The organism is Chelatococcus sambhunathii (assembly GCF_001418005.1).
Lineage (GTDB): Bacteria > Pseudomonadota > Alphaproteobacteria > Rhizobiales > Beijerinckiaceae > Chelatococcus_A > Chelatococcus_A sambhunathii.
This window is the reverse complement of sequence record NZ_LIOL01000001.1, coordinates 666139-678872: the sequence shown is the minus strand read 5'-3', so window position 1 is coordinate 678872 and position 12734 is coordinate 666139. Positions and strand designations below refer to the sequence as shown.

Here is a 12734-nt window from a genome sequence, read left to right as displayed (position 1 = left end):
CGCGGGCGTGTGCCCGCATCTCGGAAGGCAATCGATCATGCAGAAACTGTTCTCGCGCCGCGATGTCGCGCGGCTCGGTCTGGGGCTCGGCGCGGCTGCGCTCATGGGGCGCGCAGCCTTCGCGCAGGGGCCGGCCTTCTTCCGCATCGGCACGGGCGGCACGGCGGGCACCTACTATCCCGTTGGCGGCCTCATCGCCAACGCGGTCTCCAATCCGCCCAATCTCATCGTGACGGCGCAGGCGGCCAACGGCTCCGTCGCCAATGTCAACGGCATCGCCTCCGGCGCCATCGAATCCGGCTTCAGCCAGGCGGACGTCGCCTACTGGGCCTATACGGGCACGGGCCTGTTCGAGGGCAAGGGCAAGGTCGACGTGCTGCGGCTCATCGCCAACCTCTATCCGGAGAGCATCCACCTCGTCGTCTCCAAGGCCGCCAACATCAAGTCGGTCGCCGACCTCAAAGGCAAGCGCGTGTCGCTTGACGAGCCTGGCTCGGGCACCCTCGTCGATGCCAAGATCATCCTCGGCGGCTGGGGCCTGACCGAGAAGGACGTGGCGGCGGACTATCTGAAGCCGAACCAGGCGGCCGAGAAGATGCGCGACGGCGGCATGGACGCTTTTTTCTTCGTCGGCGGCTATCCGACGAGCGCCATCGCGGAACTCGCGGCGACCAGTTCCACCGGCATCGACATCGTGCCGATCGACGGCGAAGGCGCGGCCAAGATCATGAACGAATACAAGTTCTTCGCGGCCGACGAGATTCCGGCCGACACCTACAAGGGCGTCGGTGCCGTCAAGACGCTCGCCGTCGGCGCCCAGTGGGTGACCTCCTCGAAGGTGCCGGATGATGTCGTCTACGAGATCGTCAAGGCGCTGTGGAGTGACAAGACCCGCCAGGCGCTCGACGCCGGCCACGCGAAGGGCAAGCTCATCCGCAAGGAGACGGCGCTCGCCGGCGCGGGCATCCCGGTCCATCCGGGCGCCGAGAAGTTCTACAAGGAAGCCGGCCTCTTGAAGTAAGAGCCTGGAGAGGCAGTAGGCAATCGGCCGTCGGCAGTCGGGATCCCGGCCGCCGAGGCGCGATTGCCTGCTGCCAAGCCTTTTGGGGCAGACAGCCCCGACGACTGCCGACTGCCCATTGCCGTGTCCCTGACAATGACCAATGCAAATCTTCACACGGTGACCGAGAGCCGGTCGCTCGAGGAGAAGTTCGATCCGGAGATGCGCTTCCGCCCGCTCCAGCCGGGCGTGGCGTGGCTGGTCGCGGGGCTGCTCTTCGCGCTGTCGTCATTCCATTACTACACGGCCGGCTTCGGCCTCCTGCGCGAGACGACGCATCGCGGCATCCACATGGCCTTCGTCGTCGGCCTCATCTTTCTCGTCTTTGCCGCCCGCAAGGTCGACCAGGACAGGCTCGCGCCCTCGCGCTGGTGGCGTCCCGGCGGCATCCCGCTTCTCGACTGGATCCTGGCCGTCGCCGCCGTCGCTGCCAGCCTCTACGTGCCGTGGATCTTCAGCGAACTCGCCTTCCGAGTCGGCAACCCGACGCCGACCGACGTCCTCATGGGCACGCTGATGATCGTCACGCTGATCGAGGCGACCCGGCGTGGCGTTGGCTGGCCCCTGCCGATCATCGCGACGGGCCTCATGGTCTATGCCTATTTCGGCCCCTCCATGCCGGGCATCTTCCAGCATCCGGGTGCCTCCTGGTCCAACATCGTCAACCACCTCTACCTGACGAGCCAAGGCATCTACGGCATCCCGCTCGGCGTCGTGGCGACCTATGTCTTCCACTACGTCCTGTTCGGGGTGCTGGCGACGCGCATCGGCCTCGGCAAGCTGTTCATCGATCTCGCCTCCTGCGTCGCCGGGCGCTTTGCCGGCGGGCCGGCGAAGATCTCGATCTTCGGATCGGCGCTCTTCGGCATGATCTCCGGCTCGTCTATCGCCAACACGGTGACGGTGGGCTCGCTCACCATTCCGGCCATGATCCGGCTCGGCTATCCGCGCCACTTCGCGGCGGCGGTGGAATCGACTGCGTCGACCGGCGGGCAGATCACGCCGCCGATCATGGGGGCTGCGGCCTTCCTCATGGTCGAGTTCCTCGGCATCGCCTATACCAGCGTCATCCTCGCCGCCGCCGTGCCTGCCTTCATGCATTTCTACGGCGTCTTCGCGCAGGTGCATTTCGAGGCGAAGAAGGCCGGCCTGCGCGGCCTGACCGCGGCCGAACTGCCGAATCCGCTCAAGGTGCTGCGCGAGGGTTGGCAGACGCTGATGCCGCTCGCCGCGCTGCTCACGATCCTCTTCTCGGGCTATACACCCTATCTCGCCGCGTTCTGGGGCATCACCGCCTGCATGATCGTCGGCCTCGCGCGCGTGCCGGCGATCACCGTCGGCTATTTCGTGGCGCTCGCGATGGCGGTGGCCTTCGGCGTCGTCACGCAGCTCTGGTTCTCGGTGCCGATGGTGCTCTTCGCCATCGGACTCGGCGTCGCTGGCTGGCTGCGCGACGATCGGCACAAGGCGCTCGTCATCGACGTCGCCGACGGCTTCGTGGTGGGCGCCAAATATGCCATATCGGTGGGAGCCGCTGCCGCGACCGTCGGCATCATCATCGGCATCGTCACGCTGACGGGTGTCGGCTTCAAGATCTCTTACATCGTCACGAGCCTTGCGGCGCAGATAGGCCAAGGGGTACTCTCGGTCGTACCAGGCGAACTCCTGAGCGACAAGGGGCTCACGCTCTTCTTCACCCTCGTGCTGACCGCCATCGTCTGCATCCTGCTCGGCTGCGGCGTGCCGACGACGGCCAACTACATCATCATGGTGACGGTGGCGGCACCGACGCTCGCGCTCTTCGGCATCGAACCCGTGGTGGCCCACTTCTTCGTCTTCTACTACGGGGTACTGGCGGATGTGACGCCGCCCGTTGCCCTTGCGGCCTATGCTGGCGCCAGCATGGCGGGCGCCGACCCGTTCCGCACGGGCAACACGGCCTTTCGGCTCGCACTCGGCAAGGTGCTGGTGCCCTTCGTCTTTGTCTATGGCCCGGCTATGCTCATCGTTACACAGGGCTTCAACTGGCCGGACTTCCTGACGACGACGGCGGGCTGCCTCATCGGCATCACGCTGCTCTCAGCGGCCTTCGCCGGCTATGGCCTTGCCCCGCTCGCCGGCTGGGAGCGGTGGCTCATCGGCATCGCGGCGCTGCCCACCGTGGCGCCGGGGCTGACGAGCTCGCTCGCCGGCGTCGCCCTCGCGAGCCCGGTCGTCCTGCGCCAGATCCTTGCCATGCGGCGCGCGGCGGCGCCCGGCCTCGGCTGAGGCCGGCAGGTCAGGCCTTGACGTAGACCCAGGCCTCGCGGCCGGAGGCGAGGCGCACGAGGATGCGCCGGTAGTCCGCCACCTCGTAGGCGTCGGCGGCCGCCAGCTCGGCCTCGGTGATGGCGAAGACCTTGCCGGGGACTCGGTCGGCCGGGTCACCGGTGGGCACGACGATGGGGTGGAAGCGGCTGCCGCTGGTGCGGACGACCTCCGGATCGGTGATCTCGACGAAGGATTGCCGGTATCCCGGCATGGCATCGTCGCTGCCGTCGAGCAGCCGACCGAAGGAGGCGAGCTGCACGTTCTCCTGCTGCAGGGTGCCGTAGGAGAACAGGAGAACGGTGCGGCTGTCGCTCATCGGGTCGCCCTTCAGTCGAAAAATCGCGGGGCCGATACGTTAGCGCCTCGCGCCCCGCCGGCCAGTGGGTGTCGCCGCGGCAGGCTGCGACATCGTCGCGCGGGTCCCTGCGGCGCATCTCGCCCTTCGCCGCGGAACGAAGGTGGCCGCGCTTCGTTCGAAGACTGTCCCCGACAACGAAAGGGAGAAGACAGATGCAGGATATTTCCGGCAAGCGCGTCGCAATTCTCGCAACGAACGGCTTCGAGCAGTCGGAGCTCGAGGTGCCGCGCGACAAGCTGCGCCAGGCGGGTGCCGAGGTTCACGTGGTTTCGCTTAAGGCCGGCGAGATCAAGGGGTGGGACAAGAGCGACTGGGGCCGCCCGGTGCCGGTCGACAAGACCCTCGAGGAGGTCCGGCCGCAGGACTACGACGCGCTGGTGCTGCCCGGCGGGCAGATCAACCCCGACCTGCTGCGCGTCGAAACGAAGGCGCTCGCCTTCATCAGGAGCTTCTGGACCGACAAGAAGGTGATCGGTGCCATCTGCCATGCGCCGTGGCTGCTGATCGAGGCCGGCGTCATCCGCGATCGTCGCGTCACATCCTACAAGTCCATCAAGACCGACGTGATCAATGCCGGCGGCAAGTGGGAGGACAGCGAAGTGGTCACGGACCAGGGCCTCGTCACCAGCCGCAATCCCGGCGACCTCGACGCCTTCTGCGGCAAGCTCGCGGAGGAGATCCGCGAGGGCCGGCACGAGCGCCGCGCTGCGTGACCGCCGTGACCCGGACCGCACACGGGAAAGCGCCCCTCAGAGGGCGCTTTTTCCATTTCGGAGCGGACAACGTGCCGCCGCTACCATCCCGGAAGCGTCCATCAGCTTGACAGGGGCCCGGTCCCGATTCATAGGAGAATGAATGTTCATTCTCATCGGGTGAGTGTTGGGTAGCGACCTATGGGAGCGTTCGGCCGAGGGCGAGGGCAGCGCTGACAGGCGCTCGCGTATCCTCGATGCGGCCGAGCGGTGTTTCGTCCGCAGCGGCTTTCATCGCACGACGATGCAGGACGTTGCCGCCGAGGCAGGCATGAGTGCGGGCAATCTCTACCGGTACTTCCGCTCAAAGGGCGCGATCGTCGCGGGCCTGACGGAGCGGGACCGGGCGGAGATGGCCTCCGACCTGTCCGTCATCGGTGCGGGGGACGATTTCATCGCCGCCTTCCGTGAACTGGGGCGCAAGCACTTCGAGGACGAGCCGCGCGAAAGGGCGGTTCTGTGCCTCGAGATCTGGGCGGAGGCCACCCGCAACCACGAGGTGGCCGCAACGGCGCGGGAGTTCGAGCACGACCTCATCACGCGCCTGACCGACCTGATCGCCGCGGCGCAGGCAAATGGCTCGGTCTCGACGCAAAGCGAGGCGCGTGACATTGCGGTGCTGATCGCAACGCTTGCCGATGGGCTGTTCGTACGCCGGGCTCTCCTGCCGGATTTCGACGCCGAGCGGGAGGTCCGTCATGTTCTCACAATCCTTGGTGCCTTGTTGAAGGGATACATTTGTCTGTCACAAGGCGGTTGCGGCGCGGAGGCGTCCCCATGAAGGCCAGTCGAGTTCTTGCCGGCGTCATCCTGATCAGCGCCGTCGCGTGGATCGGATCGGGCGTGTTCGGCCGCGACGGCGAGCAGACCGCGGCGCTTGCACCGCAGGTCGAGAAGCAGGCGTCGGCGCTCTTTCGCGTCGCGGTGCTGCCGGCGACGGTGGAGGACCATGCGCGGCGCGTCGTCCTGTCCGGCCGGACCGAGGCGGACCGGCGCGTCAATGTGACGGCCCGCGCCGATGGCACCATCGATCAGCTCAACGTGCGACGCGGCGCGCGCGTCAAGACCGGCGACGTCCTCGCCGTCATTTCCGACGAGGCACGCGAGGCTCTAGTGGCGCAAGCCAAGGCCAAGCTCGAGCAGCGTCGCGTCGAGCTTAGGGCGCGGCTTACTTTGATCGAGCAGGGCAATCTCGCCCCGTTGCAGAAGCCGCAACTCGAGGCAGAGCTGCGTGCGGCCGAGGCCTCGCTTGCCCAGGCCGAGACGGAGCTGAGCAAGAACCAGGTGCGTGCCCCCATCGACGGCATCGTCATCGAGGTGCCGGTGGAGGCCGGCCAGCCGCTGCAGGTCGGCGCCAAGGTGGCCGAGATCATCAGCCTCGATCCCATGCTTGCCGTGGTCGAGATTGCCGAGCGCCAGCTCGGCGGCATCACAGTTGGCGATACGGCGAAGGTCAAGACGGTGAACGGCGTCGAGGCCACCGGGCGCGTGCGCTTCATCTCGGCGGCAGCAAGTCAGCAGACCCGGACCTACCGCGTCGACATCGAGCTTGCCAATGCCGATGGGCGGCTGCCCGACGGCGTGACCTGCGAGGTGGTGCTGGAGCTCGCGCCCCAGCCGGCCGCGCATGTGCCGCGCTCGGCGCTGACCTTCTCGGCCGAGGGACGGCTTGGGGTGCGCGTCGTCGGCGCTGGCGATGAGGTGGCCTTCGTGCCCGTCACGATCATCGAGGACGGGCTTGAGAAGGTGTGGCTCGGCGGCCTTCAGACCGGCCAGCGCGTCATTGTCCAGGGGCAGGATTTCGTCAAGGAAGGCCAGCGCGTGGCGCCCGTCGAGGCGCCAGCGGCAATGGTCAGCAAGGGCTGAGGCCCGCGCGACTGCCTGTATCCGGCCCGCCGGCTGGCGTTTCGGGGCCATCATGCATCTTCAATGGCCGGACGGCGCGAGCGGCCGTTCCGCCTGTAACGTTCGGGGACCGGGTCCATGGCCAATCCTGTCGATTATGCCATCTCCCACGCCAGGCTGACGCTTGCGACGCTGGCGTTCCTGCTCATCGCCGGCTTTTCAGCCTATCTGTCCATCCCGAAGGAGGCGGAGCCGGACGTCAAGGTCCCGATCATCTATGTCAGCGTCACCCAGCGCGGCATCAGCCCGCAGGATGCGGAGCGGCTCATCCTGCGGCCGCTCGAGACGCAGCTCAAGTCGGTGTCGCACGTCAAGGAGATGCGGGCGGCGTCCTACGAGGGCGGCGGCTACGTGCTGGTCGAGTTCGAGGCGGGTTTCGATTCCAATGCGGCGCTCGCCGACGTGCGTGCCAAGGTAGACGACGCCAAGAGCGACCTGCCGCGTGAGGCGGACGAGCCGAAGGTGCAGGAGGTCAATCTCTCGCTCTTTCCGGTGCTCGTGGTGGCGCTCGGAGGCAATGTGCCGGAGCGGACACTGCTGCAGCTCGCACGTCAGGCCGAGACAGCGATCGAGCAACTGCCGGGCGTGCTCTCGGCCGACCTGCGCGGCGCGCGGGACGAAGTGGTTGAAATCATCGCCGAGCCGATGCTGATGAAGAGCTACGGCATCTCGCTCGACGCGCTGGTACAATCGTTTTCCGCCGGCAATAGCCTCGTTGCTGCGGGCGCCATCGAGAGCGCGTCGGGGCGCTTCGCGGTGAAGGTGCCTTCGCTCATTGAACGGCCGGAGGATGTGCTGAAGTTCCCGGTGGCGGCGACGCCATCTGCCGTCGTCACGCTCGGCGACGTCGCCGAGGTGCGGCCGACTTTCAAGGATGCGACATCGATCACGCGCATCAACGGCAAGCCGGCCATGACGCTCGAGATCGTCAAGCGCACCGGCGCCAACCTCATCGAGACGGTGGATGCCGTCAAGCAGACGATGGCGAATCTGCAGAAGACCTGGCCGTCGACCGTGGAAGTGGCGTTCACGCAGGACAAGTCGAAAGACATCCGTACGATGCTGCACGAGCTGCAGAACAGTGTCATCACGGCCGTGCTGCTCGTCGTCATCATCATGCTCTTTGTGCTCGGCGGCCGTGCGTCGATCTTCATCGGCATCGCCATTCCGGCTTCGTTCCTCGCCGGCATCCTCGGCCTGCAGCTCGCGGGGCTGACGGTCAATATCGTCGTCCTGTTCTCGCTCATCCTCGCCGTCGGCATGCTGGTCGACGATGCGATCATCGTCTCGGAATTCGCAGAGCGGCGCATGGCCGAAGGGATGCCGGCGAAGGCGGCCTATTCGCTCGCCGCCAAGCGCATGGCCGGGCCGGTGATCGCCGCCACGGCGACGCGCGTCGCCGCCTTCTCGCCGCTGATGTTCTGGCCCGGCATCGTCGGGGAGTTCATGAAATTCCTGCCACTGACGCTGATCGCCACGCTCTCGGCGTCGCTTGCGGTCGCCCTGTTCTTCACCCCGACTCTCGGCGCCATCATGGGCCGGGCCACCGAGATCAAGGACGAGCGTGCGGCGGAAAGGGGCTTCTACATGCGCACCGTGCGCGTTGCCCTGAAACATCCCCTCGCGACGCTCGGGCTCGCGGTGCTGCTGCTGGTCGGCGTCATCCAGGCCTATGGGCGCTTCGGCAACGGCGTGGAGTTCTTCCCGGAGGTGGAGCCGGACTATGCTCTGGTGCAGGTGCGCGCGCGGGGCAATCTCTCCATCGCCGAGAAGGACAGGCTCGTGCGGCAGGTGGAGGAGACGCTGCTCGGCATGAAGGAGCTGGAGACCGTCTATGCGCGCGCCGGCGAAGGCCAGCGCGGCTCCGACGAGGTGACCGAGGACACGGTCGGTACCATCCAGTTCGAATTCGTAGATTGGCGCGAGCGGCGGCCGGCTTCCGTCATCATGGAGGAGATCCGCCAGAAGACCGCGGACATTCCGGGCGTTATCATCGAGGTGACGAAGCCCGCAGCCGGTCCGCCGACGGGCAAGCCCATCACGCTGCAGATCACCTCTCTCGATCCCGAGAAGCTGTTCCCCACGGCCGTGCGGGTGGCCGACATGCTGCGTGCCATGCCGGACACGCGCGACGTGGACGACGGGCTGCCGCTGCCGGGCATCGACTGGCGGCTCGACGTGGACAAGGCCGAAGCCGCCAAGTACGGCGCCAATCCCTCCTCCGTCGGTACGGCCGTGCAGCTTGTCACGAACGGCGTGAAGATCGCGGAATACCGGCCCGACAACACCGACAAGTCGGTCGACATCCTCGTGCGCTTTCCGGAAGACCGACGCAGCATCGACCAGCTCGACGACCTCCGGATGAACACGCCTTCGGGCTATGTCCCGATCGGCAATTTCGTCACGCGCACGCCGGACCAGAAGGTCGGCCTCATCAATCGCGTCAATGCCCAGCGCGTCGTGACGGTGACGGCCAACGTCGCCGAGGGAGTGCAGACCGCCCAGGTTCAGCAGGCGGTGATGGAGGCGCTCGCCAGGGAGAATTTCGGCGACGGCATCTCCTTCAAGATGAAGGGTGAGGACGAGGAGCGCGAGAAGGCCGGCGCCTTCCTGATGAAGGCCTTCGGCGCGGCGTTGTTCCTGATCTTCGCCATCCTGCTCGCGCAGTTCAACAAGTTCACCAGCGTCCTCCTGGTGCTGACGGCCGTCATCCTGTCGACCATCGGGGTGCTCGTCGGCCTCATGATTATGGGCCAGGCCTTCGGCGTGGTGATGACCGGCATCGGCGTCATTGCCAATGCAGGCGTCATCGTGAACAACAACATCGTGCTGATCGACACCTACGACCGGTTGAGGCGCGAAGGCTGGACGGCCTATGACGCCATCATCGAGACCTGCCGCGAGCGTGCCCGGCCGGTGGTGCTGACAGCGGTGACGGCGGTGCTCGGTGTTGCGGCGATCGCCTTCGGGGTCAACATCGACTTCGTGACGCGCGACGTCTTTGTCGGGGCGCCGTCGACGCAGTGGTGGGTGCACCTGTCGACGGCCATTGTCTTCGGCCTCGGCTTTGCAACGATCCTGACGCTCATCGTCACGCCGGCCGCCCTCATGGCCATCGCCAATCTCGCCGCCTGGCGCGACGCGCGCCGCGCCCGCCGGCGCGAGCGTAAGGCCGGACCGGCCGGTGGCGGCTCTGCGGCGGGTGCGACGCCGGCGGAATAGCCGAGACGGAGCGCGGGGCCGATCGGGCAAGGCGATGGCCGACAGGACCCCTCTCGTGTCGACGGTCTTGAGTCACAGCGTCATGCCCGCGCTCGTCGCGGGCATCCACGCCTGCGAGGTCGTGCAGCTTCAAGAGCGTGGATGGCCGGGACAAGCCCGGCCATGACGCTGGAAGCGTGGTTTTCGATATTATTCCGCCGCGTCCGGCACCTTCAGTACGCCGCGGCGGATCTGGTCTTCCTCGATCGATTCGAAGAGGGCGCGGAAGTTGCCCTCGCCGAAGCCTTCGTCGCCCTTGCGCTCGATGAACTCGAAGAAGATCGGCCCGAGCACTGTGCCGGAGAAGATCTGCAGGAGCACGCGCGTCATGCTGCCACCGCGCGCGCCAACCTTCACCGCGCCCTCGCCGTCGATGAGGATGCCGTCCTTCTTCAGCCGCTCCACGTCCTCGCCGTGGCCAGGCACACGCGCGTCCACCTTCTCATAATAGGTGGCGGGCGGTGAGGGCATGAAGGGCAGGCCGTTTGCCCTCAGGCGCTCGACGCTCTCGTAGATGTCGCGGCAGCCGCACGCGATGTGCTGGATGCCCTCGCCCTTGTAATCCTTCAAATATTCCTCGATCTGACTCTTGTCATCGACGGATTCGTTGATCGGGATGCGGATCTTGCCGCATGGGCTGGTGATGGCACGGCTGATGAGGCCGGTCAGCTTGCCCTCGATGTTGAAGAAGCGAATCTCCTTGAAGTTGAAAAGCTTCTCGTAGAAGCTCGCCCACACGTCCATGCGCCCGCGGTGCACGTTGTGGGTGAGATGGTCGATGTAATAGAGCCCGACGCCCGCGGGCTTCTTTTCGGAACTTGGCAACCGCTCGAAATCGGCCATCCAGTCGTCGCCCTTGTTGGAGACGAAATAGATGACCGAGCCGCCGATGCCTTCGATCGCCGGTGCATCGAGCGCGAGCGGTCCGCGGTCCTCGCGTACGGGCTTGGCATTGAGCGAGAGCGCGCGGTCGCGTGCAAAGGCGGGATCGACCATGCGCCAGCCCATGCCGACAGCGCAGGGGCCGTGCTCGGCTTTGAAGGCCGCAGCATAGCTTGCCGGTTCGTCATTGGCGAGATAGCAGACGTCGCCCTGGCGCCATAGCGTCACCGCCCGGCTCTTGTGCCGGGCGACAGGGGCAAAGCCCATCTTCTTGAAGAGATCGGCGAGCCTCTCAGGCTCGGGATGGGCAAACTCGACGAAGGCGAAGCCGTCGGTGCCCATGGGATTGGAAGCATCGATGACGGCCGGTCCGGCGTCATGCGGGAAGGGTCCCATGCTGTTGTCTCCTCTCTGGTTATGGAAGACAGAATGAAGCATGATCGGCGCAAGGTGCTTGCAAACGGCGGCATCTAGGCCGGCAATGATGCTAGTTTGGTGCATGAAATGGAGGATAGATGCAGGAAGCGATCGCGCTCGACGGGTTTGACTGGCGTCTCCTCCACGCCTTGCAGGGCGATGCCTCGCTGACCAATGCGGGGCTTGCCGAGCGCGTCGGCCTGTCGGCCTCGCAGGTATCGCGGCGGCGCCAGAAGCTGGAGGAGGCCGGGATCATCCGCGGCTACCGGGTCGATCTCGACGGGCGCCGGCTCGGCCTCGGCGTCACCGTTTTCGTCCACGTGACGCTCAATACCCATTCGCGCGACAATGCGCGGCGCTTCCGGGACCTGGTGCGCCGGACACCAAGCGTGCTCGAGGGCCATGCCCTGACCGGCGAGGCTGATTATCTCATCAAGCTCGCAGTCGCGGACCTTGGCGAGCTGTCGCTCGTCATCAACGACGTCCTGTTGCCGGATCCGAGCGTCGCCCGTGTGCGCTCGGAAATCGTGCTCGAGACACTGAAGGAGGCGGCCGGACTGCCGCTCCCGGGCCCGCCGACGTGAGGCGGCGGAAGCCGGCTGTCCCGCCGGCGGGATTTGTCGCCCTTCGAAGCGGTACCCATCTGGCATTCGTCGCCGGGCGATCCTACCTGCCGGAAGGAGAGGGCGGCGAGCAGCGCCCGCAACAGGGAGAGAGGAATGTTCGACGCCAAGAAGCTTCTCGATGCGCTGGTTGGTTCGGCGGCTGCCGGCGGCAATACCGCCAGGCAGGGGGATGCCGGCCTCGGTAACATGCTGGGCGACGTACTCGGGCAGTTCACGGGCGGTGCAGGCGCAGCCGGACGCCCCGGAGCACCGGGGGCGGACGGCAACATCGCCGAGAAGGCGATGGGCTATCTCAACACGCCGCAGGGCAACATGGCGGCGAGCGCCGTCATCGGCGGCCTCGCGGGCCTGCTGATGGGCTCGAAATCCGGCCGCAAGCTCGCCGGCTCGGCCGCGAAGATCGGCGGCCTCGCCCTGATCGGGGGCCTCGCCTATACCGCCTACCGCAACTGGAAGGCCGGGCAGCAGCCGGCCGCCTCGGCCGGTGCGCAAAACGGCGGAGTGCAGATGCTGCCGCCGCCGTCGCAGTCGCCCTTCAGCGTCGAGGGCGCCTCGCAGGACACGGCGCTCGTGCTGCTGAGGGCGATGATCGCCGCGGCGGCTGCGGACGGGCACGTCGATACGGTCGAGCGCGGCCGCATCATCGGCGGGCTGAAGCAGGCGGGCTTCGACATCGAGGCGACGCAGTTCCTCGACAACGAATTCGCCAATCCCGCCCCGATCACGACGCTCGCTGCCGCCGCGCGGACGCCGGAACTGGCGAGCGAGATCTACACGGCGGCGCGCCTCACGATCGAGCCGGACACCTTCGAGGAAAAGACGTTCCTGACCCAGCTCGGCGACGCGCTCGGCCTCGACAAGGCGCTTATCGCCCATATCGACGCGGCGGCGACGGCGGCGAAGGCGTAATCCGCGGGCAGAACACGGGGTGCTGACGCACTCGTCGAGGGGATGACGGCGTGACGCTCGCCCGGGATTGAAGGGCGTGGATGGCCGGGACAAGCCCGGCCATGACGGGCGGAGAGGTTCTGCCTCATTCCTCCTGTTCCATCTGCGTAACTGTCTCGGCCGTCATGCCCGCGCTTGTCGCGGGCATCCACGCCGTCCGTGCTCGCGCAAGGCTGAAAGGCGTGGATGGCCGGGACGAGCCCGGCCATGACGAA

10 protein-coding genes are annotated in these 12734 nt (G+C 66.7%); 8 read left to right on the top strand and 2 right to left on the bottom strand.

The features are described 5' to 3' along the window. Window positions 1–37 precede the first annotated feature (37 nt). A complete protein-coding gene (locus ASC46_RS03200) occupies window positions 38–1021 on the top strand; it encodes a TAXI family TRAP transporter solute-binding subunit (RefSeq protein WP_055457808.1) in 984 nt (327 codons plus the stop codon). A 135-nt stretch (window positions 1022–1156) separates the two neighbouring features. After that, the gene (locus ASC46_RS03195) at window positions 1157–3328 is read left to right on the top strand and encodes a TRAP transporter permease (protein WP_055457807.1); all 2172 of its coding nucleotides are present in this window, start codon (window positions 1157–1159) and stop codon (window positions 3326–3328) included. Window positions 3329–3338: 10 nt separating this feature from the next. Here the strand turns inward: ASC46_RS03195 and ASC46_RS03190 are convergent, their stop codons facing one another. Continuing rightward, window positions 3339–3686, bottom strand: a complete 348-nt coding sequence (locus tag ASC46_RS03190; RefSeq protein WP_055457806.1) for a gamma-glutamylcyclotransferase family protein — start codon at window positions 3684–3686, stop codon at window positions 3339–3341. Window positions 3687–3880: 194 nt separating this feature from the next. Between ASC46_RS03190 and ASC46_RS03185 the strand changes: the two genes are divergently transcribed. The 4 genes from ASC46_RS03185 (at window position 3881) to ASC46_RS03170 (ending at window position 9607) form a co-directional block, all read left to right on the top strand. After that, window positions 3881–4441, top strand: a complete 561-nt coding sequence (locus ASC46_RS03185) for a type 1 glutamine amidotransferase domain-containing protein (RefSeq protein WP_055457805.1) — start codon at window positions 3881–3883, stop codon at window positions 4439–4441. A 163-nt stretch (window positions 4442–4604) separates the two neighbouring features. Beyond that, window positions 4605–5261 carry a TetR/AcrR family transcriptional regulator gene (locus tag ASC46_RS03180; protein WP_425349084.1) on the top strand — a complete coding sequence of 219 codons (657 nt, stop codon included), beginning with the start codon at window positions 4605–4607 and terminating at the stop codon, window positions 5259–5261. Next, a complete protein-coding gene (locus ASC46_RS03175; protein WP_055457803.1) occupies window positions 5258–6346 on the top strand; it encodes an efflux RND transporter periplasmic adaptor subunit in 1089 nt (362 codons plus the stop codon). Before ASC46_RS03180 ends, ASC46_RS03175 begins: the two co-directional genes overlap by 4 nt. Before the next feature lie 117 nt (window positions 6347–6463). Next, window positions 6464–9607: an efflux RND transporter permease subunit gene (locus tag ASC46_RS03170; RefSeq protein WP_055457802.1), complete on the top strand. Its 3144-nt coding sequence runs from the start codon at window positions 6464–6466 to the stop codon at window positions 9605–9607. Window positions 9608–9796: 189 nt separating this feature from the next. On the opposite strand, the gene hppD is transcribed toward ASC46_RS03170, so the two are convergent. Next, window positions 9797–10924 carry a 4-hydroxyphenylpyruvate dioxygenase gene (gene hppD / locus ASC46_RS03165; RefSeq protein WP_055457801.1) on the bottom strand — a complete coding sequence of 376 codons (1128 nt, stop codon included), beginning with the start codon at window positions 10922–10924 and terminating at the stop codon, window positions 9797–9799. Window positions 10925–11043: 119 nt separating this feature from the next. Between hppD and ASC46_RS03160 the strand changes: the two genes are divergently transcribed. Continuing rightward, the gene (locus tag ASC46_RS03160) at window positions 11044–11529 is read left to right on the top strand and encodes an Lrp/AsnC family transcriptional regulator (protein ID WP_055457800.1); all 486 of its coding nucleotides are present in this window, start codon (window positions 11044–11046) and stop codon (window positions 11527–11529) included. Between the two features lie 135 nt (window positions 11530–11664). Next, window positions 11665–12480 (top strand): tellurite resistance TerB family protein, encoded by an 816-nt coding sequence (locus tag ASC46_RS03155; protein ID WP_055457799.1) that lies wholly within the window; start codon window positions 11665–11667, stop codon window positions 12478–12480. Window positions 12481–12734: the final 254 nt, after the last annotated feature.